Source organism: Moraxella sp. CTOTU47579, assembly GCF_032004885.1.
Classification (GTDB): Bacteria; Pseudomonadota; Gammaproteobacteria; order Pseudomonadales; family Moraxellaceae; genus Faucicola; species Faucicola tetraodonis.
This window is the reverse complement of record NZ_DALZOJ010000001.1, coordinates 255,004-276,569: the sequence shown is the minus strand read 5'-3', so window position 1 is coordinate 276,569 and position 21,566 is coordinate 255,004. Positions and strand designations below refer to the sequence as shown.

Here is a 21,566-nt window from a genome sequence, read left to right as displayed (position 1 = left end):
TAATTAATTTTGCTGAAAACGGGTAATTTTAACCCCCACACTATCGGCTTGCTTGATGGCGGTTGGTTTGTGAATCGTCACTGTGACTTTTTCTGGGGCAAATTCTGCCAAAATCATCTCAGCGACCAATTGCGCTAACCGCTCTAATAGCGCCACTTTATTGGCAATGCTCACTTCAGCCACACGCTCACTGACACTTTTATAGTTGATGGCATCTTGAATATTATCAGTCTGCGACGCTTGGTATTGACAGCCCACCATTTCAATATCAAAAATCAATGGTTGGGTTATTTGCTGCTCCCACTCATACACGCCAATCACGGCATCGACTTTAAGTCCCTTCACAAACACCGTATCCGTTGAATTGCCCGTCAGCTTGATTGGCTGATTGTTGGACTTTTCGTTTGCAATCGCGTGTAAGGCATCCGCCGCTGAATATAGTGATTCATGCATGGTTTTTTGTGTAGGGGCTTGCGTGGTGCTGTGGGGCGTTTCAAGCTTAGTTTGTTGGGTGGTTTCTGGTGTCGTCATTTTTACTCTCGTTAGGTATTTCGCTGTTTGATTAAATCATAACTAAAAAATACCAACCCTGTCCAAATAAAGGCAAAGGTAATCAATTTATAAATGTTAAAAGGCTCATGATACAAAAATATCGCCAATAAAAAAATCATGGACGGGGTCAAATAATTTAAAAAGCTCAATAAACTAAAGTTGACCATTTTGGTAGCTTTATTAAACATCAATAGCGGTATCAAGGTCACTGGCCCTGCAAGCATCAATAAAAAAATTGATGGCGACAGCCAAAAATCTAATTGACTACTAGCAACATCATGCATAGCGAACCAGCCAATAAATACCGGCACCAATAATGCCGTTTCGATAAACATCGCAGACAGCGCATCAACCGGCGTATGGCGATGCATCAAACCATACACAGAAAAGCTACTCGCCAACAATAACGATACCCACGGCAATTTACCCAGCACGACCAACTGAATCGCCACGCCTATCGCTGCCAAAATCACTGCCATCCATTGCAAAGGACGCAGTTTTTCTTTGATAACCACTAGCGATAGTAAAATACCCATCAACGGACCAATATAATAGCCCAAACTGGCTTCCAAAATCTGATCATGATTGACCGCCCACACGTACACCAGCCAATTGACCGAGATAATCGTCCCCGAAACGGCAGTATAAAGTAGCCATTTTGGGTTGGCTTGAATCACTTTCACCCAGTGCCAGTTTTTAGTCACTATCATGATCAGTAAAATCGTGACAAACGTCCAAATAATTCGATGCCCAATGATTTCAATCGCATCATAATCTTTGAGTAGCTTAAAATACAGCGGGAAAAACCCCCAAATCAAAAAAGCAGCCAGTGCGGTCAATACCCCTTTGGGGGTGGTCACTACGGTTGGTTTTTCATGGTCAGTCATATCAACAGCACGGGTCGGAATGTCACTATTGATGATATCAATGGTTTGACTTTGGGGGATTTGATTTTCGGGGATTTGATTTTTCATTAACACAACGATAAATTTTATTTTTTATAAAAAAGTCAAAACTAAGAAAGTCATAGTCTATCTTAGTTTTCATGTCATCAATGTAAAGACTTGCGACAGTGATACAAATTTAGCTCACCTAGGTTTAGTCAGTCACCACTTTAACTTGCAATCCTGCACTATTGACCAGTTCAGCAAAGTTAGGGAAGCTAGTATTGACCGTTTCAGTACCATGAATGGTAATCGTATCGCTTGCTCGCAAACTTGCCACAGTAAAACTCATGGCAATGCGATGGTCATGGTGACATTCAATCTCACCACCGCCAAACACCTGTGCCACATCACCGCGACCTTCAATTTCGATGCCATCATCGAGTACAGTACAGGCAATTCCTAAGGTTTTTAGCCCATCTGCCATGACTTGAATACGGTCAGATTCTTTAACGCGCAGTTCAGCTGCGCCATGCAGCACGGTTTTACCCGTGGCACAACTTGCTGCCACAAACAGCACAGGGAATTCATCAATGGCGAGTGGCACCAAGTGCTCAGGAATCTCAATACCTTGCAATTTTGAAGATTTCACCACGATATCGGCAACTGGCTCACCGCCAACGGTGGTTTCATTGATCAATGTCAAATCAGCGCCCATCAGCTTTAAGATATCAATCACGCCAGTGCGCGTGGGATTGATGCCCACTTTTTTGATGGTCACATTGCCTTGTTGGGCGATGGCGCCTGCCACCATAAAAAATGCCGCAGATGAAATATCAGCAGGCACTGCGATATCACATGCCGTTAATTCGCCGCCCCCTGTCACACTGATTTGATTGCCATTGTGCACTTTTGACACTGTCACAGGATAACCAAATGCCGTCAGCATGCGCTCGGTATGATCGCGCGTCACTTCTGGCTCAATCACCGTGGTAGTACCTTGTGCCCATAGCCCTGCTAACAGCAAACACGATTTCACCTGCGCTGATGCCATCGGCATTTCATAGCTGATACCTGTTAAATTTTGATTACCGGTGATGCTAATCGGCGGCGTGCCTTTTTCGCCCGTGGTTTGGATTTTGGCACCCATGTCACGCAGTGGCTTGGCGACGCGTTCCATGGGACGTTTGGATAAACTCGGGTCGCCCGTCATCACCGAATCAAATTTTTGTGCCGATAAAATACCTGATAACAAGCGCATACTGGTGCCTGAATTACCCATGTATAGCGGATCATGTGAAGGTTTTAACCCATGTAATCCAACCCCATGAATCACTACCCTGCCTTGGTTTGGACCTTCAATCACTACGCCCATATCGCGAAAGGCCTGCAAAGTAGCGAGTGCGTCTTCACCTTCCAAAAACCCTGTCACCGTGGTGGTACCTTTGGCTAACGAACCAAACATAATCGAACGGTGGGAAATAGACTTATCACCTGCGACGGTGTGACTGCCTTCAAATTGTTGGGCTGGGGCGATAACGTAAGTTTGCTTCATGGCTTGTTTTTCCAAATAAGGCGTTTTATTTAACATATGTCCAAAATGTTGTCGGGCGGCTTGGGCTTGGGTCAATATACCCAGCATCTGCTCAGAATCATTGGTTTCGATAATTGCTTTCAACTGGCTTAATTGCTCACTAAATTCATCAATGGCATCGAGGAGCGCGGTTTTATTGGCATAAAAAATATCATGCCACATGGTTGGGTCGCTGGCGGCGATACGGGTAAAATCCCGAAAGCCACCCGCCGCGAAACGAAAAATATCCATATTGTCGTTGTGCTTGGCTAATTGCGCAACTAGATTGTAGGCTAGCAAGTGGGGTAAATGACTGGTACGCGCGAGCACCTTATCATGATAATCCGCTGGCATGGTCACCACTTCTGCGCCAGTCTGCGCCCATAGTGCAATCACTTTTTTAACGGCTTGTTTGCTAGTGGTATCTAGCGGCGTTAAGATAATTTTATGGTTATCAAATAGTTTGGCATTACGCGCATCAATCCCTGATTTTTCTGCGCCGGCAATCGGATGGGCCGGCACAAAACCTTTGGGCATATCCTCACCAAACACCGCGCTGGCATCTGCAATGATATTGCCTTTGGTACTGCCCACATCCATGATAATAGTTTTATCGGTAATGACGGGTTTGATTTGTTCAAAAATCTTTTTGACCGCCTGTACCGGCGTGGCTATCACCACCAAGTCTGACCCTTGCACCGCCAGGGCAGCATCATCAAATCCTGCATCAAGCAGTCCGTAGTTGATACCTTTGTCAATGGTTGCTTGTGAACGGCTGACCGCCACAATTGATTTGGCAAGATTTTTATCACGCATGGCTTGTGCCAAACTTGCGCCGATGAGCCCTAGCCCAATAAAACACACTTTTTCAAACATTTAACTTACCGATTTTTTATAATTTGCTAAAAAGACTGCGAGCGCAATCAAAATCCCACCCAACATAGTGCTGACGGTGATTGTTTCGCCCAATAAAACCACACCCAACAATACCGCAATGAGCGGAATAAAATAAATATACAGCGAGGTTTTTACCACGCCCAAATGCTTATTGGCATTGGTCCACAACACAAAACACAAGGCGGAAGCGATACCACCTAAAAACAGCAAATTTGCCAGATTGATGGGCGTAAACGCGTGAAGGTTGATAAAGGCTTCACCTGTCACAAGCATATACAGCGACGCGGTGATTATGCCATACAAAAACACTTTACGCATGCGTACCATCGGGTTGAGCGCATCTTTAATTGCACTGTTAGCAAAGCCAAAAAATGACCACGCCAACCCACTTAATATCGCCAAAATATTACCTAGCATGCCATTGGTTAAACTCATCGGCTGATTAGCCAGTACTAATGCCACGCCAACCAACGCCATCACACAGGCTATCAACAGCAACTTGCTAAAGGCATGGGTTTTAATGATAAAACTGGCAATCAGCACCGTAAACAAGGGGGATGCTGTGACTAGCAGCGCCGCATTACTACTATAGGTATATAGCAATGCGGTATTTTCTAGCAAAAAATACAAGGTGATACCGCACAGCCCCGACAAAAAATACAACACTTCGTTTTTTACACTACTAAAGGTTTGCAGTCTAGGTGACATGACAAACAATAACCCATAGGCAAATAACGACCGATACAGCAAAATCTGAATGGGTGACATATCCGCCAGCAACACCTTGGTGCTTGCTAACGTTGTTCCCCAAACGATGACCACAAATAACGCTAAAAAATGCCAAAATACTTCACGATTTTTTTCTAACTTTTTTTCTAACCTTTTTTCTAACATTGGCTTAGCTCAATACCTGCGCCAACGTATCTAAAAAACGGTTAATTTCTTCAGGCAAACCCACACTCACGCGTATCCAGGCTGGCAGACCGTACCCAACCATCGGCCGCACTACCACACCTTGCTCAATCAAAGTTTGGTAGATATCCATGCCATCGCCGACATTGACCATCACAAAGTTGGTCGCTGATTTGACATAGACGACGCCTAAGCTATCCAAGCCATCATACAAGGCTTGTTTTTGCTCATGGTTAAACGCCAAATATTGGTTAATAAAATGTTGGTCTTTAATTGCTGCTGTGGCGGCGGCATGCGCCAATGTACTGGTATTAAACGACTGGCGCGTATAATTTAAAATCTCAGCAATGCTTGCGCTGCTTACTGCATAACCAATGCGCAAGGCTGCAAGCCCATAAGCTTTGGAAAAGCTACGTAGCACAATGACATTGTCATACTCTTGGGTCAAATCTACACAGCTGAGCGTTGGCACAAATTCGATGTAAGCTTCATCAATCACCACCAACACCTCCGATGGCACTTTTTTGATGAATTTAATCAAGTCATCTTTGGCGAGCACGGTGCCTGTGGGGTTGTTGGGATTGGTGATAATCACCATTTTACAATTGGCAGTTTGATTGACCGTCTCAAGTATCGCAGGCAAATCATGAGCAAAATTTTTGGCAGCGACTTGTTGGGTTCGCTCACTAATACCCAAAGACGCCAATTCGTAATCCGAAAAAGCGTATTGAGAATACACAATCACATCATCGCCATCGGCAAAGCTTGCGGTAATGTTATTGAGTAACTCATTAGAGCCATTCCCCAACACAATTTGTTTTGTTTCGCAGCCCAAAAAATCGGCTAACGCCTGTTTAAGCCCCTGCCCTGCACCATCGGGATAACGCGATAATTCGCCCAGTTTTGACGTGATTGCCAAGGTCACGTGTGGCGAGCAGCCGGTTGGGTTTTCATTGCTCGCCAATTTGACGATGTCACCCAAGCCATACTCACGGGTCAGCTCTTCATTGGATTTATCCATTTCATAAGCTTTTAACTGCTCAATACTGTGATTGACCGATTGGATCGTCATATCAAAACCTTTAGTTGATGATTGATACTGATAAAATTTTATTGCCAAAAACGGCTAAATCACCGCTTTTGGATAAGCGCCTAATACCCGTAAATCTTTGACTTGCGGGCGAATTTCAGCGAGCGCTGCCTGCATGTTGGCATCGTCAATATGACCAAGCATATCAATAAAGAACACATAAGCCCATTTGTTTGGACGCTCTGGGCGGGTTTCGATACTGGTCATCGATACCCCATATTTTGCCAGTGGCTGCAATATTTGAATCAGCGCGCCCGCCTGATCTTTGGCTGCCACTAAAATCGAGGTTTTATCTTGACCTGACGGCGCTACTGCTTCGCGGCCAATGATTAAAAAACGTGTGGTATTGGACGGGGTATCTTCGATATTTTCAAATAGTTTGTGCAAATTATATTCGCTTGCTGCCACTTCCCCTGCAATCGCGGCTGAGTGCCACTCATTTTTGATACGCCGCGCCGCTTCACCATTGCTAGAGACTGCAACACGCTCGACATTGGGATAATGGGTATCTAGCCATTGGCGGCATTGGGCAAGCGCTTGGCTGTGGGCATAAATTTTTGAAATTGCGCCCACTTTGGTATGCTCACCCACCAAAAACTGATGATGCACCGGTAATTCTACCTCGCCAATGATTTTTAGATCGGAGGATAAAAAACCATCAAGCGTATGGTTGACCACGCCTTCTGACGAATTTTCCACAGGGACGACGCCATACATGGCAGAGCCGGCTTCCACTTCACGAAACACATCAGCAATCGTCGATAGCGGCACTGTCGTGGCAGCTTTACCAAAATGCTTCAGCGCTGCCATGTGGGTAAAGGTGCCTGCAGGACCCAGATAAGCAATTTTTTGTGGCGCTTCTAAGTCTAAACACACTGACATAATTTCGCGGAATAAACGTGCCATTTTATCGGCAGGGAGTGGACCCTCATTACGCGCCATCACTTTTTTTAGCACCTGTGCTTCCCGCTCTGGGCGATAAAAAATCGGATTGTCCTCTTGCGTCTTTTTGGCTTTGGCTACTTGCACCGCATAGCCTGCTCGCTCGTTGATTAATCGCTGGATTTTTTCATCCACTTCATCGATTTTTTGGCGAAGTCCCATTAATTCATCATTGCTCATCGTTTGTTCATTCATAAAATTACAACTCAACAGTCAACACTGACCTGCGCGATAGGATTGAGGGTCATAAATCACAGGCAGCCTAGCTTGAAATATACCTTGAAATATATAAAGTTACCAAATGGCTTTATAGCAGAAATTGCCTAATACTAGCACAAATCACGCCTGTTAATCGAGTTTCGCTCGGCGCTTTTTCATCACAATTATTGATATAGACACAATATTTTTGGCATACCCTAAAAAAAAATTGGATTTTTCTGCTTGATGGTTAACAAATACTTGCAAAATAGAAAAAAAACTAGCGATTGTCACAATGTTTGTGATAGCTTTTGACATAGGTTAAACAATATTGAATGAAACCATACTATTTTGTCGGTGATAAGTTATCAGTGACATGCAGCAATTTGACATTTAGGAAAGTACATGACTAGCAGCTTAAACCAACTAAAAATGATGACAACCATTGTGGCAGATACTGGGGATTTGCAAGCGATTGCCCGCTTAAAACCAGTCGATGCGACCACTAACCCAAGCTTGATTACCAAGGCACTGTCAGCGCCACAAATGCAGCCTATTTTAATTGAGACATTAAAAAAATACCCCAATGATATCGACGCGGTGATTGATGAGCTCACCATTTATATCGGCAGCGAAATTTTAAAACTGATTGATGGTCGTGTTTCCACTGAAGTTGACGCAAGGTTGTCTTATGATACCGATGGCACAATTGTCAAAGCGCAGCAATTTATCAAAGCGTATGAAGCCGCTGGGATTGATAAAAAACGCGTACTCATCAAAATCGCTGGCACGTGGGAAGGCATTCAAGCCGCCAAAGCGTTAGAGCAACAAGGTATCCATTGTAATGTGACGCTACTATTTGGTTTGCACCAAGCCAAAGCCTGTGCCGATGCCGATGTTACCTTGATTTCGCCATTTGTCGGACGGATTTTGGATTGGCAGAAAAAAGACGAAGGACTCGATAGCATCGAAATCAGCCGTGATAAAGGCGTGAGCTCAGTCAAAACTATCTATCATTACTTCAAACAGCATGGCTACACCACCCAAATCATGGGCGCGAGTTTTCGCAGCATTGAGCAAATATTGGCATTGGCGGGTTGTGATTTATTAACGATTGCGCCTGATTTGCTAGACCAACTTGCCACGATGGACGTCAAAGTCGAGCGTCAGCTATTCCCAGACATGAAATTTATTGACCTCAAAAAACAAACCCTCGATGAGACCCAATTTGCTGAGCAACATGCGCTTGATCCTATCAGCCAAGAATTATTATCTGCTGGTATTGAAGGCTTTATCCAAGCTAGAGAAGCGTTAGAGCAAACCTTGAGAGGCTTGGTTAACTAAGCTTTGTTAATTAAAGCTTTATTCATTAAAACTTTGATGAATAAAGCTTGGTTCATTAAATTTTTGTTAGCGGCTAATCATGTCCTTTAATCATGATTAGCCCCATGCCGTCCCACTAACCTTTAGCTTGCAACACAGTATAAAGTGGTATAGCAAGCGGTTGATGCAAATTCACCAAATCAAGTAACACAAGTGCGCCTAACACTTGATGTCCTGCGGATTCACAAAGTCCCACCGCAGCGCTCAAAGTACCGCCTGTCGCCAATATATCGTCCACCAACAACACATTCGCGGGCGCAAGTCCCGCCTGCATTTCTAGCGTATCGGTACCATATTCTAGCGCATAGCTTTTATTCGCCACAGGCGGTGGCAGCTTGCCTTCTTTGCGTATCAATACCATACCTTTGCCTGTTCGACCTGCTAACAGGCTGGCAAAGATAAACCCCCGTGCTTCAATGGCGCCAAAACAATCAACCGCCTCAAACACTGGCTGTGGTATCGCTGCCAGTAACGCATCAATTACCGCATTGACGTGAGCGCGCAATAATGGCGTGATATCATAAAACTCAATGCCTTGTTTGGGAAAATCAGGTACCACTCTGATGATTTGCCAAAATGGGTGTGGTGAATCAGGGGAGATAGTTGATTGCATAGGATTGACCGAGTTCAGAAAAAATAAGTGTTAAGTAAAATTAAGTGTTAAGTAAAAATTAAGTAAAAATTGCTAAAGCGTGCCTCATTCTAGCAATTTTTTCAGGCTGAGCCAATTAGGGTCATAGATGGCGTTAAGCCTTTACTTTAGCCATGATTAATAGGCTAGACTTGGGCGAACTGATTTAAAGATTTACGGTATGGGATTGAATGTTGCCTGTCATTGGCTTGCTTGTTTCAGTGCATACTTGTAAACTATCGCAAGTTAAATTTTTAGGTGATTGCGTGAGTTTTGCATGGTTAACATACTGCTCGGCATTGTAATTGCAATTTTTATCCTTATCTTCAATAGCAAAAGTTACCACTAACATAGGGAAAGTTATCAATGAAAAAATATCAATGTATCGTGTGTGGTTGGGTGTATGATGAGGCATTGGGCTGCCCAGAAGAAGGCATCCTCCCCGGTACACGTTGGGAAGATATTCCCGAAGATTGGACTTGCCCTGAATGTGGGGTCAGTAAAGTAGACTTTGAAATGATTGAGCTATAATAAATATAATAGGGTTTCATCATGCAATCAACTAACAATGTCGATAATGCGAGTGTCGATAGTGCCAGTGACAATAGTATAAGCTTAGACAGTATCAGTTCAAATGGCGCGCCTATTGCGCAACTGTCAAATACAGAGCCACAACCTGTGATTATTATTGGCTCAGGGATGGCGGGCTATACGCTAGCGCGTGAGCTCAGAAAGCTAACGACTAGCTTGCCTATCGTCATGGTGTGTCAAGATAGTGGTGATAGCTACGCTAAACCAACCTTGTCAAATGCCTATGCGCAAAACAAACTTGCCGATTCCATCGCTAATGCAAGCGCGGCAAAAATGGCAGAAACGTTAAACCTAACCCTATTAAATTTTCATCAAGTCACCGATATTAATGCCGATGAACAAGTTATTGTGGTTCGCTCGTTAGTCAATGAAGCGTCTCAAACAACGCTTGCATATCGAGATTTGGTATTGGCGACAGGCGCGCATTCTAGACTGTTACCCAATCTAGCTGTCAATCATCAAACCATTTTTGCCGTCAATCATTTAGATGAATATAAAAGCTTTCAGCAGCGCCTAAATACCCTAAAATCTCAAAAATCAGCGCCGGTTAAGGTAGCGATTATTGGTGCAGGATTGATTGGTTGTGAATTTGCCAATGATTTGATTGGTCAAAATACCGGCAACCAGACCGCTGACATCACAGTGGCAGTGTTTGATAAAGCGGCACGCCCACTGGCTCAGCAACTCCCTAGCGAAGCGGGTATCATGCTACAAGACGCTCTGACTCAGTCAGGGGTGGCATTTTATTTAGGCACTGATATCACCAGTATCACGACAAACGTTAATAAAAATATTACTACAACTATTGATACAAGCGATAATGCAACCGTGACCATCTCGTTTGACAAGGATAACCAATCACAAACCTTTGAGGCGGATATTGTTTTGATAGCGATTGGTTTGGTGGCTAATACTGACCTTGCCGCATCAGCGAACATTGCCATAGCATCGTCACAGCACATCAATCCTACAATAACCCATTTACCAAGAACCGTGCAGCAAGGCATCAAGGTCGATGCCTACCTAGCCACATCGGCAAAGCATATTTATGCCATTGGCGATTGTGCCAACGTGATGGGTAGCTATATGCCCTATGTCATGCCATTGATGAACCAAGCCAAAGCCTTGGCAAAAACCTTAGCCGACCCTAACATGGCGCCGACCAAAGTGGCGTATCCTGCCATGCCAGTGGCTATCAAAACACCTAGTTTACCTTTGGTGGTATTACCCGTATCAGGGCAGTACAGTGACGATCAACTGTATTGGCAAACGACCCCAACGACTGATGGCATGGTCATGACCGCCCATCCAAAAGATGACTCTAATAGCATTTTAGGGTTTGTATTAGCCGGTAAAGAAGCAGCAAAACAGCGCTTAACGTTAACAAAGCAAGTGGCGGATTGGCTGTCTTAGTAACTATCTTAGTTGCCACGCTCGTGCAACGGGTCATCTAATGCAGCAAGTTCATTCAACACCCCACTAGCAGATTGATATTTTTGGAATAAATTATGGATTTAGCCAAATTTAATTTTGAACCCTCAGTGATTACGGACTTTATGCAAAGTGCCATCATTGATATTGGTGATGAATTACAACTGTGTGTTGAAGTTGGTGGCAATCCTGATCATCCGCCCTTGCTGCTGATTATGGGCTTAGGCTCGCAGTTGGTGTTTTGGCCAGATAGTTTTGTCAAAGGCTTGATTGACGCAGGCTTTTTTGTGATTCGTTTTGACAATCGTGATATCGGGCTATCCTCAAAAATCGCCCGACCCTTCCCCCGTTTTCCCGTCAACAATGTCAAAATGATGCTGCGTATGCAAGTGGGTTTGACGAACCGTCATTTTCCTGTGGCGTACAACTTATTTGACATGGTTGAAGATACCCGCCGCTTGCTTGATAAATTAGCGCTGAACAATGTGTATGTAGTGGGGGCATCAATGGGCGGTATGATTGCGCAAATTTTGGCTGCCAAATACCCAAAACGCGTGTCGACACTGGGTCTTATGTTTACCAGTAACAACAAGCCATTTTTACCACCCACCAAGCCAAAGCAGCTGCAAACCCTACTGTCACATCCCAAAACCACCCAAATTGATGACGTGGTCGCATACGGCGTGTGGTGTATGCAGCGTATCGGCTCGCCCAATCATGTGGATGAAGAGGAAGTAGAACGGCTCATTCGCTTGCGGTTTGAACGTAGTTATCACCCACGTGGCGCGCTTCAGCAGCTGCAAGCTATATTAGCCACTGGCTCTATTGTCAAATTCGACCAAAAAATCAAACAGCCAACCATTATCATTCATGGGGAAAAAGATGGGCTGGTGCCATCGGCGCATGGTCGGGCGATTGCCAAGGCGATTGCGCACAGTGAGTTTCATTTGATAAAGAATATGGGACATGATTTGGCAAAACCTTTTGTGCCTTTAATCGTCAAGTTATTGGTTGAGCATTATTTTAATCACAATAATCCCTAAATATTATTTAATCTTAAATTAATAACCATTGATATATAGACCTTTTTTAAATAGCATTACACCTTTATCAGTTCGATTTTTAGCAAGGTTAATTATATAGGCAACATCATAGCCTTTTAGTCTATAGTCTTGATTATCTATTGTTGAAGTCAATTCACTACTAACGCCAAAACCGACTTTTTTGCTATTTTTTGCTTTAATTTCAAAAATGTGTGTACCTTTGAAAACATGGGATTTACAGTATTCTAGATTGTCAAAGGTACTATCAAAACATAACTCACTCAAATGAGAATAAATTTCAATTGTGTTTTGGCTAATGTTGGCAAAGACAAACTGTTGCGGTAATTGGTCAAACCGTTTTAAAGATTTTTTCGCCCCTGTTAATGCAAGGTACCCTAACCAAAATACTACCCCAGTAAATGGATTAAATAGTATCCATAACGCAGTTGTTATTAAATCATGGTTAATTTTAAATGCTAACGAGCCGATGACATAACAGAAATACAATCCTATGGTGAAACAACTCAAACCAACCAAATACTGAAAATGAAACTCATTTTTACTGAGTCTTTGCTGATAAATGACAATCGGCAATATTAAGGCAGTATGGGGTTGTAAATCTTCTAATGTTTTTACCATTCATAATTACCCCATTAACCGCCACAATACAAACAGCACCGCCATCACATAAAAAATTGGCGCAAGCCAGCTACTCACCTGCCAAACGGCATGACTGGCAATCATTTGCGCGATGAATAACGAACCCACAAACCCAAGCAGCGCCAGCCAATCCTGCTGACGACTTTTGAGCATATCTGAGCGAATTTGCTGTATTTCACGCAGCTGCTGATCTTGGTGTCCACCCAGATTTGACAGACTTTGCAAACTGTTATCCAGCAATTGTGGTATGTCATTGAGACTTAGTAACAGTTCAGGTAATTGCTTGCGTAGCTCACCAATTTTTTGCATCGGGTCAAATTGCTGCTTCACCCAGCCCGTCAAAATCGGTTTGGCGAGCGACCAAATATCAAGCTCAGGGTATAAATCCCGTCCTAGACCTTCCACATGCACTAGCGTTTTAAGCAGTAGCATTAATTGCGGCGGTATGTCCAAATGATAGCGACGCGCAATATCAAGCACCGACATGAGCACGCCTGCAAAATCAATGTCGTTGATTGGCTTACTAATCATCGGTGACACGGTGCGGCGCATATCGCGCATGAGGGCGTATTTATCGGTATTGGGTGGAATCCAGCCTGCTCGCGCGATGATATCCACTAGACCGGTAAAGTTATTGTTCATTACCGATAATAAAAGCCTTGCCACAATCATTTGGTCAGCTTTAGATAGCTCGCCCACGATTGAGCAATCAAGGGCGATATAGCGGGGATTGGGATTTGGGGTATCGGTGGGCAGCGTTTCAACAAACACATTGCCAGGGTGCATATCGGCATGGAAGAAATTATCGCGAAATACTTGGGTGAAAAAAATCGTTAATCCTTTTGCCGCAAGTGCCGCCCTATCATATCCAAGCGCATCAAATACTTGGGTTTGCGAAATCGGCACTCCAACAATGCGTTCCATCACCATGATGTTTTTGCTGGCTTGATACACTTCAGGCACATACATCATCGATGAACCCAAAAAGTTGTTACGCATTTGGGTGGTATTGGCAGCTTCAAGGGTTAAATCAAGCTCATTGAGCAAGACTTGCCGATAATCTTCAACGATATCGATAATATGTACGGCACGCGCCGCTTCAATCCGTGCTGACGCCCACCCTGCCAAATCGCGCAATAATTCAAAGTCTTCAATAATCTGTTCACGGATGGTTGGGCGAACTACTTTAACCACCACTTCACGCCCATCATGCAGGCGTGCGGTGTGCACTTGGGCGATGGATGCCGCCGCTAACGGTGTGCTATCAAATCTAGCAAATAGCTGATTGATAGATTGCCCCAAACCGCCTTTTTTTGTCGATTGTTCAATTTGCTCGATAACTGTATCGACACTAAAGGGTTTCACCCTGTCTTGCAGATGCACCAACTGCTCAATAATCTCAGGGGTGACCAAATCACGACGGGTGGAAAGCAGCTGCCCTAATTTTAAAAACAGCGTGCCCATCTCTTCAAGCGCTAGCCTAACCCCGTCTGGATGCGGTTTTTGAAAATAGCTGGCAGGGTGCATACGGATAAGTTTGGCAATGGGCTCAAGCTGCGGCGTCTCTTCAATAGGTAGATGCGTATCAACACGATAATGAGCGGCAATGCGCCACAGTTGTAAAAGACGTTTGCGATGATTTAGTAACACGTTGGCAACTCGTTAGAAAGCTTATCAATGGTGGGAATTCTAGCATGATATAAGCAATTTTTTAATGGTTAAAAAAAGACGGGGATTTAACCCGTCATTTTGATTGTGCAAAAGCAACTTTTGCAATAAATTTACTTTTGCAATCTATTCTTCTAATCTACTTTTCCAATAAAGCCGCTTGCTGTTGCTTGATGGCATCGAGTCTGGCTTGTTCACGTTCAATATCCGCCCGCAGTTTTAGTAGCTGTTGTTTTAACTCATTGCCTGTATTGTCATCAGTATTTGCACCGTTGGTTTTCCACTCTCTGATATTGGCAATATCGGCAAACATCTCTTTGGCAGGTACAGCGATTGTGCCTTTTAGGTTGGCTAACAGATTAGACAGTTGACTTGCCATCGGTAGACCAATCAGAGGTTGCAGTTTACCAATGATATCAGGGTCAAACCCAGCGACTAACTGTTTGACTTGCATCAGCACTTTATAATCGCCCTCAATCGGCAGATTGCCTTGTGGTTCACCCATCAAATTGAGCAAATGCACAGGGTTGTCTACCTTGACAACACAATCAGGTTTGCTTACCACAGCGCTACCTTTAGGTTCAAAAACATCAACTGTCACAGGTTCAAAGCGGATATGGTCATCATTAAAAATCGTATCAAATTCAATGGCTGGCTCTGCCATCACTAGGCGCAAAACTTTACCCGATAACGGTTGTAACCCTGCTTGGGTGATGGGGTCAGTGGCAATCGCTAGATTAACCACTTTTTCAATGCCTGCGAGTAGTAATACAGTAAACATCTGATTCTCTTTTAGTATATAAATTTCAGTGAGCTATTATATTTTTCGCCATCAGTTACTTTTTAAACCCGCGATGTACCGCCACGATGCCGCCTGTTAAGTTGTGATAATCACAATTGACAAACCCTGCGTCTTCCATCATGCCTTTTAGGGTGCGTTGGTCTGGGTGCATACGGATAGACTCCGCCAAATACTGATAGCTTTCGCTATCATTCGCCACCAATTTACCCATGAGTGGCAATGCGGTAAATGAATACAAATCATAGACTTTACCAAATGGCTCAAACACCGGTTTTGAAAATTCTAAAATCAGCAAGCGACCACCTTTTTTGAGCACCCGATACATCGAGCGCAGTGCCGCGTCTTTGTCGGTGACGTTGCGTAGCCCAAAGCTAATTGTCACCAAATCAAAACTTTCATCATCAAATGGTGCCAGCGTCTCAGCATTGGCGAGTACAAAATCGACGTTACTACAGCCTGCATTGAGCAGACGCTCACGACCGACCTCTAGCATCGCTTCATTGATATCGGCCAATACCACATGACCTGTGCGACCCACCTCTTTACTAAAGGCTTTTGCCAAGTCACCTGTGCCGCCTGCGATATCTAGCACCCGTTGACCTGCACGCACGCCCGTTAGGCTTATGGCATAGCGTTTCCACAGACGATGAATACCCAGTGACATTAAATCATTCATGATGTCGTATTTTTTGGCAACAGAGGTAAACACTTCTGCTACTTTTTCTTGTTTTTCAGCTTTTTTCACGGTTTTGTAGCCAAAATGGGTTTCTTCATTGCCATCAGTGGCTGCAGTGTGCGGATTGTAGATAGCCGACTTATCAAAACCGCTAGTTGATTGCGCTGACGACTCATTGGGGATAGCGTCAGTTGGGGTAGCGGATGCAGGGCGAGTGAGCTGCTGACCTTGCGGCACGGATTCTGGCAAATCAGCTGTGCCAGTAAATTGACGGTTGATGGTGGTGTCAGCTGTCAGTGACTGTTGTACTTGGCTATTGAGTTTGTCATTGGCTTGGATGCTGTCTTTAACCAAGCTGTCTTGGATTGAATTATGGTTATTGTCGTTCATGTGGTTTCCTAGTGAGGTCATCGCCAATCAAAAATTGGCAAAGTTAAAAGCGCAAAGTTCGTGCAAATTTTTTTCTATTTTATCACTAAACATCAAAAGGATGTTCTTTGCCAGCATGCACATTGGTAATGATTTGCAACTCTTTTTCACAAAATGGCTCGATAAAGGCACCAATACTTTTAATCGGTTTGATGGCAGCAAAGCCTTCGGCGATAAAGTCATATAACGGCTGAAAGCCTTTTTTGTACGCTGTGCCTTTGGCAAGTGAAAATGCTTTTTGTAAGATAAATGATTTAAGATATTTGTCTGTGCGATAGCACATTTGTTTGAGGTCAGCAATCTGCTGGCGTCTTGCCGACTCTGCGTTCACGGACTGATAGGCTTTAATCATGGATGGCTCATCCACGGATAAATTATTCTCTTGTAAATATTGAGCAAGTTGTAAATCAAGCTTAATGGCGTTAATCGCTTCGATGATACCGGCTGCGCCTGTGCTCACGGCATTGGCAGGGATAAATTTTTCTAGTTTTTCAGCCTTTTGCACCATGCGCTCTAGCTGTTCAGCGAGCACATTGAATTTTTCGCCCCCATATAGTTGGTCAATTAAAAATTCCCCCATGGCTTGGTTGTTGGCGCTGGCAAATAACGCTTGGTGGGTTTTATGAATACGACCGCGTTGCCAGGCTTGTACTTCACTGAGTTTTTGCGCTAACTGGGTATCGCTGTGGTATGGAAGGGCGCGAAATTGTTTTAAATCTTGTTCTAATTGGCTTAAGCTGCTCATAGGGCCTCGATTTTTTTGCAAAATTTTTAAATTCAAAACAGAGAAACTGCAGTTTATCCATTGTATAAACCCACAGTAAAATGAAGTTTTGTGCCGCATTACCTTAATGTAAATCCACCAAAAATACAAATCGTAAATTGTTCACCGGTAGGATAACTGCTATCTTTTAAAAAAATGAAGCGGTCATTAGCAAAATTTTGGGTATTTCCCTAAGAAGGTCGTATGCCAACGCAAAATAGCAACAGTTTAAACAATAGCTCAAATAATAACTTAAATAACAACTTGAATAATAATACAGCCGCGTCTGCACCCACCAATCACGCTGCCAAATCTCCCAAAACCGATAAATTTCACAAAACGCCACCTGCAACGCTTGAGGCACAATTAAGTTTTGACTTGATTACCGAGCAAACCACCCTACGCGAGCAACGGGCTGGCAAAAACTCGCGCGGGTTACTCATCTTGGTGAATGGCATGGAAAATTCGGGCAAAGGCGAAGCGGTTAAAGCGCTAACCGAATGGATGGACGCACGCTATATCAAGGTTCATGCAACCATGGGACAGCATCCCAGCCACTACCAACCGATTTGGCAACGTCACACATGGCAACTGCCTAGAAAGGGTGAAATTGCCGTGTATTTTGGCAACTGGTACGCTGACTTGATTCGTTATGTGTTTGACTGTGGCGATGATATAGATGAACAGCGCTTACAGCAAATGATTGAAGACATTGAGGCGTTTGAACAAGATTTGGTCAATAACAACACCGATATCGTCAAGTGCTGGTTTTCAGTGGATAACAAAACGCTAAAAAAACGCTTGACCGATGAAGAGCCTGACCCTGAACAGTTGTACCATTTAGATTGGTTTCGAAAAAAAGACGTGAAACGTTTCAAACGCTTTAGCAGCAAGCTTATGGGGTTACAATCAAGCTGGCACCACATAGATGGACAGGATATTGATGCCTCAAATATCCAATTTGCCAATGTTGTATTAGCAGCGCTGCAGACCATGAACCAACTAGCTACAGCCGATGATGCCCAAGACAACCCAGCAAAAACTGATAAATCAGCTAACCCTAAAACGGACAAAAATCCTGTTAAACCCAACCCACTGCCTTTTAAACCAACCCCTCTGATTGATGAGTTGGTTAGCGTCGATAACCAAGCATTAGCAAAGGCAGACTATAAAAAACAACTGCATAGCAAACAACATATACTCGCTGAACTGATTCGTGAGCGAGGTCAGCGCCATATTATCTTTGTCTTTGAAGGCATGGATGCGGCAGGCAAAGGCGGTGCGATACGCCGCATCATTGCCCCACTCGACCCGCGTGAATTTACCATCCACGCTATCTCTGCACCGACCGAAGACGAATTAAAACACGCCTATCTGTGGCGTTTTTGGACGCGCCTGCCCCATGATGAAATGGCAGATGTGGATATAGCGTATTTATCGCAAAAATTCAAACGCAATAAATGCGTCGCCTTACTCAAACAACGCCTGCATAATAGCCGAGTGACCATTTTTGACCGTAGTTGGTATGGTCGGGTACTCGTTGAGCGTATTGAGGGCTTTGCAAAAGAGGCAGACTGGCAACGTGCTTATGACGAAATCAATCGCTTTGAAAACGACTTGGTACAGAGCAATGCCATTGTGGTCAAATTTTGGCTCGCTATCAGTGAAGAAGAAGAACTTAAACGCTTTAAAGCGCGTGAAGAGACGCCCAATAAGCAGTTTAAAATTACCGATGATGATTGGCGTAACCGCGCCAAATGGCATGAGTACGTGCAAGCCGCTTCCGACATGATTCATTTAACCCACCATAAAAAACGCCCTTGGTATGTGATTGCCACCGATGATAAATATAGCGCAAGACTCAAAATCCTTGACGCTATTATTTCCGAGCTATCTAAGAATTTATAACGCGTTATCTAAAAATTTATAAATTGCTAATAAGCTGCCTTTTTACTATTTTGCTATATCTTAAAACTGTCTACCCAACTTGATGAAAGATAATGATTTTGCTGGACAGTTCCCCTATAATATCCTGTTTGATTTGATTATTTAGCCTAATTAGTTATCCTTAATAAATCCATCTAAACTGCAAGTGAGCAATATGGAATCTTTACGCAATTTTTTGAAAGGTTGGATGGGCAAAGCCTTGCTCGTTCTTTTTTTACTTCCTTTAGCCATCACAGGGTTTGAGTCAATTGTCCGTAGCGGCGATGACCCCAATGCTGTCGCCAAAGTTGCAGAGTTAAATATCGATAATGCTACCTTGCAAAATATGATTAACAAGCGCCGCGAAACGTTGCTTGAGCAAGTGAATGGCGATGCAAGCCTAATTAATAGCGATAAATTACGTGAGCAAATGCTGCACAATTTGATTGACCGTTATTTGATTATCAACCAAGCCAACCAGCTTGGTTTTACTGTGTCGGACGCCACTATCACCCAAATGTTGATGGCAGAAAAAACCTTTCAAGACGCCAGCGGAAAATTTTCTAACGAGTTGTTTGCTAACTATTTAACCAGTCGCGGTATGACCAAAGAGCAATTATTTGATTCGGTTCGTCAAGACTTGTTGGTAACTGCCTTTAGCCGCGGTATCATTAATACAGGGATTTTTGCGCAAGGGAGTATTGATAAACTTATGTCAATGCTGTCTGAGTCGCGCCCTGTGCAAGTGCTGCGTTTGGACTGGCACAGCTTTGCGCCGCAGGTACAAGTGACGCCGCAAGAGATTGCAAGTTATTATCAAAAAAATCAAGCAACACTTAAATCTAGTGAGATGGTGGATTTAATTTATTTAGAGCTCAATAAAAATGCCCTGCCTGTTGCTGCCCCAACGGCTCAGGAATTGCAGCAACAGTATCAAACCTATTTGAAAAATAGCAACAACCAGACCGAATACGAATTGGCAATGATTTTGATGAATGGTGGTCAAGCACAAGCCACCTTAACCTCATTAAAAAGTAAACTTGATGCCAATCAAGCGGATTTTGCGGCACTTGCCAAACAGTACTCGCAAGATGAAGGCAGTAAAAATGATGGCGGCAATATCGGTCCGATTACCCAATCGATGTTCCCCAATGATTATGACACCATCATGACCCAAATCAAGACCCTAAAAGTCGGTCAAGTCACGAGCCCCATCAAAACCAACTATGGCTATCATTTATTCAAATTGGTAAAAATCAATGGTCAAACTCCACCAACCATTGAAAGCTTGACGCCTGTATTAACCGAACAAATTATGGCGCAAAAGCGTGAAGCCGCCTATCAAGATTTGATTGGTAAAATCAATAATGACGCAGTTGCTGGCGCTACTATCACCGAGCTTGCCAATCGCTATAAATTAACCGCCAAATCGATTAAAAACTACCCTAAAACCAATAACTCCTCTGCACTGAGTCAACCTGCTATTGTAGCGGCAGCATTTGAGCCACTGGCGCTGCAAGAAGGCAGTGTATCAGTCGGCATAGATGTCTCTGATAAAGTGGTATGGTTACAATCAACCAATCACCGCACTAGCAAACTCATGACACAAGCAGAAGCCGAGCCGGTTATTAAAGCCAAACTTATTGAAGAGAAAGCAAAAAGTTTAGCAGTGGCAGAGGCCAATGCCATCGCTGCCAAAGTCAAACAATCCAATTCAATTGCGGCGGCGGGTGCCCCATTCCAAGATTTGGGGATTGTGACTCGTCAAGACAGCAAACTGAGCGATGACGAGCGTGGTGTGGCATTTAGTCAACCTGCTGTTAACAATCAACTAGCGGTCATGACGCGGCCTACTATGTCGGGTGCGAGCGTGATTGTTGGCGGTGTTATCACTAATGATAACGCCCAAATCACGCCGCAAGTTAAACAACAAACTGCCCAAATCGTGCGCGAAACTATCGGTCAGTCCCAGTTTGAGGATTACTTAGCATACCTAAAATCCATCACTAAAGTCACGGTTAAACCGCAGACTGCTACGCCATAATATGCTATTAATACATATGCGCTGAATAAGTCAGCGCCTTGTTCTAGCAATAACGAGTGTTTAGCAATACGTAGCGCCATCAAAAAAGGCTTACTAACCATGATTAGTAAGCCTTTTTTTATCGGTGGGTATTAATGATTTTCAGAGGCGTGATTGATGGTATATTTTGGAATTTCAATGGTCAAATCTTTATCGTCGATGATGACTTGGCAAGATAGTCTCGAATTTGGCTCTAGCCCCCAAGCGCGATCTAACAAATCAGCTTCAATATCATCCATTTCCTCCAAGCTATTAAAGCCTTTTCGCACGATAACATGGCAAGTAGTACAAGCTTTTGACATATCACAAGCATGCTCAATTTTCACGCCTTTTTCTAGCAAACCACGGCATAGATTATCGCCTTCATTGAGTTCAATCTCTGCGCCAGTGGGGCAAATTTGGTGATGCGGTAATACAGTAATTTTTGGCATA

At 43.7% G+C, this 21,566-nt stretch carries 19 protein-coding genes; 6 read left to right on the top strand and 13 right to left on the bottom strand.

The genetic code is table 11. From position 1 onward, the window contains the following. Positions 1 to 3: 3 nt before the first annotated feature. The 6 genes from folB to pheA all read right to left on the bottom strand — a co-directional run bounded on the left by folB (position 4) and on the right by pheA (position 7,045). Positions 4 to 531 carry a dihydroneopterin aldolase gene (gene folB / locus RTP55_RS01230; RefSeq protein ID WP_282849480.1) on the bottom strand — a complete coding sequence of 176 codons (528 nt, stop codon included), beginning with the start codon at positions 529 to 531 and terminating at the stop codon, positions 4 to 6. Positions 532 to 542: 11 nt separating this feature from the next. Next, positions 543 to 1,439: an EamA family transporter RarD gene (gene rarD / locus RTP55_RS01225; RefSeq protein ID WP_312383650.1), complete on the bottom strand. Its 897-nt coding sequence runs from the start codon at positions 1,437 to 1,439 to the stop codon at positions 543 to 545. Positions 1,440 to 1,650: 211 nt separating this feature from the next. After that, positions 1,651 to 3,885 carry a bifunctional prephenate dehydrogenase/3-phosphoshikimate 1-carboxyvinyltransferase gene (locus RTP55_RS01220; RefSeq protein ID WP_312383591.1) on the bottom strand — a complete coding sequence of 745 codons (2,235 nt, stop codon included), beginning with the start codon at positions 3,883 to 3,885 and terminating at the stop codon, positions 1,651 to 1,653. Further along, positions 3,886 to 4,800, bottom strand: coding sequence for a DMT family transporter (locus tag RTP55_RS01215; protein ID WP_312383590.1), 915 nt, complete (start codon positions 4,798 to 4,800; stop codon positions 3,886 to 3,888). Between the two features lie 4 nt (positions 4,801 to 4,804). Further along, complete coding sequence (gene hisC / locus RTP55_RS01210; RefSeq protein WP_095355447.1) at positions 4,805 to 5,890, bottom strand: histidinol-phosphate transaminase; 1,086 nt, start codon at positions 5,888 to 5,890, stop codon at positions 4,805 to 4,807. A 54-nt stretch (positions 5,891 to 5,944) separates the two neighbouring features. After that, on the bottom strand, positions 5,945 to 7,045 hold the full coding sequence (gene pheA / locus RTP55_RS01205; RefSeq protein ID WP_312383587.1) for a prephenate dehydratase: 1,101 nt from the start codon (positions 7,043 to 7,045) through the stop codon (positions 5,945 to 5,947). A gap of 408 nt (positions 7,046 to 7,453) precedes the next feature. On the opposite strand from pheA, the gene RTP55_RS01200 reads away from it, so the two are divergent. Beyond that, positions 7,454 to 8,392: a transaldolase gene (locus RTP55_RS01200; protein WP_278931090.1), complete on the top strand. Its 939-nt coding sequence runs from the start codon at positions 7,454 to 7,456 to the stop codon at positions 8,390 to 8,392. A gap of 115 nt (positions 8,393 to 8,507) precedes the next feature. On the opposite strand, the gene RTP55_RS01195 is transcribed toward RTP55_RS01200, so the two are convergent. Next, positions 8,508 to 9,044 carry an adenine phosphoribosyltransferase gene (locus RTP55_RS01195; RefSeq protein WP_312383582.1) on the bottom strand — a complete coding sequence of 179 codons (537 nt, stop codon included), beginning with the start codon at positions 9,042 to 9,044 and terminating at the stop codon, positions 8,508 to 8,510. Between the two features lie 384 nt (positions 9,045 to 9,428). Here RTP55_RS01195 and rubA point away from each other — a divergent pair, with 384 nt between their 5' ends. The 3 genes from rubA to RTP55_RS01180 all read left to right on the top strand — a co-directional run bounded on the left by rubA (position 9,429) and on the right by RTP55_RS01180 (position 12,127). Next, the gene (rubA, locus tag RTP55_RS01190) at positions 9,429 to 9,593 is read left to right on the top strand and encodes a rubredoxin RubA (protein WP_036589380.1); all 165 of its coding nucleotides are present in this window, start codon (positions 9,429 to 9,431) and stop codon (positions 9,591 to 9,593) included. A 21-nt stretch (positions 9,594 to 9,614) separates the two neighbouring features. Then, on the top strand, positions 9,615 to 11,066 hold the full coding sequence (locus RTP55_RS01185; RefSeq protein WP_312383580.1) for an FAD-dependent oxidoreductase: 1,452 nt from the start codon (positions 9,615 to 9,617) through the stop codon (positions 11,064 to 11,066). Between the two features lie 95 nt (positions 11,067 to 11,161). After that, positions 11,162 to 12,127, top strand: a complete 966-nt coding sequence (locus tag RTP55_RS01180; protein ID WP_312383578.1) for an alpha/beta fold hydrolase — start codon at positions 11,162 to 11,164, stop codon at positions 12,125 to 12,127. A gap of 18 nt (positions 12,128 to 12,145) precedes the next feature. Here the strand turns inward: RTP55_RS01180 and RTP55_RS01175 are convergent, their stop codons facing one another. The 5 genes from RTP55_RS01175 to RTP55_RS01155 form a co-directional block, all read right to left on the bottom strand. After that, positions 12,146 to 12,766, bottom strand: coding sequence for a hypothetical protein (locus RTP55_RS01175; protein WP_312383575.1), 621 nt, complete (start codon positions 12,764 to 12,766; stop codon positions 12,146 to 12,148). Positions 12,767 to 12,772: 6 nt separating this feature from the next. Further along, the gene (locus RTP55_RS01170) at positions 12,773 to 14,437 is read right to left on the bottom strand and encodes an ABC1 kinase family protein (RefSeq protein ID WP_312383573.1); all 1,665 of its coding nucleotides are present in this window, start codon (positions 14,435 to 14,437) and stop codon (positions 12,773 to 12,775) included. A 157-nt stretch (positions 14,438 to 14,594) separates the two neighbouring features. Then, positions 14,595 to 15,236: a ubiquinone biosynthesis accessory factor UbiJ gene (locus tag RTP55_RS01165; protein ID WP_312383571.1), complete on the bottom strand. Its 642-nt coding sequence runs from the start codon at positions 15,234 to 15,236 to the stop codon at positions 14,595 to 14,597. Between the two features lie 55 nt (positions 15,237 to 15,291). After that, the gene (gene ubiE / locus RTP55_RS01160) at positions 15,292 to 16,323 is read right to left on the bottom strand and encodes a bifunctional demethylmenaquinone methyltransferase/2-methoxy-6-polyprenyl-1,4-benzoquinol methylase UbiE (RefSeq protein ID WP_312383569.1); all 1,032 of its coding nucleotides are present in this window, start codon (positions 16,321 to 16,323) and stop codon (positions 15,292 to 15,294) included. 85 nt (positions 16,324 to 16,408) lie between these two features. Continuing rightward, the gene (locus tag RTP55_RS01155; RefSeq protein WP_312383568.1) at positions 16,409 to 17,107 is read right to left on the bottom strand and encodes a DUF8198 family protein; all 699 of its coding nucleotides are present in this window, start codon (positions 17,105 to 17,107) and stop codon (positions 16,409 to 16,411) included. A 222-nt stretch (positions 17,108 to 17,329) separates the two neighbouring features. Between RTP55_RS01155 and RTP55_RS01150 the strand changes: the two genes are divergently transcribed. After that, a complete protein-coding gene (locus RTP55_RS01150; protein ID WP_312383566.1) occupies positions 17,330 to 19,033 on the top strand; it encodes an ATPase in 1,704 nt (567 codons plus the stop codon). Between the two features lie 193 nt (positions 19,034 to 19,226). Beyond that, complete coding sequence (locus tag RTP55_RS01145) at positions 19,227 to 21,095, top strand: SurA N-terminal domain-containing protein (RefSeq protein WP_062330446.1); 1,869 nt, start codon at positions 19,227 to 19,229, stop codon at positions 21,093 to 21,095. Between the two features lie 131 nt (positions 21,096 to 21,226). Here the strand turns inward: RTP55_RS01145 and fdx are convergent, their stop codons facing one another. Further along, positions 21,227 to 21,565 (bottom strand): ISC system 2Fe-2S type ferredoxin, encoded by a 339-nt coding sequence (gene fdx, locus RTP55_RS01140; protein WP_062330444.1) that lies wholly within the window; start codon positions 21,563 to 21,565, stop codon positions 21,227 to 21,229. Position 21,566 lies beyond the last annotated feature (1 nt).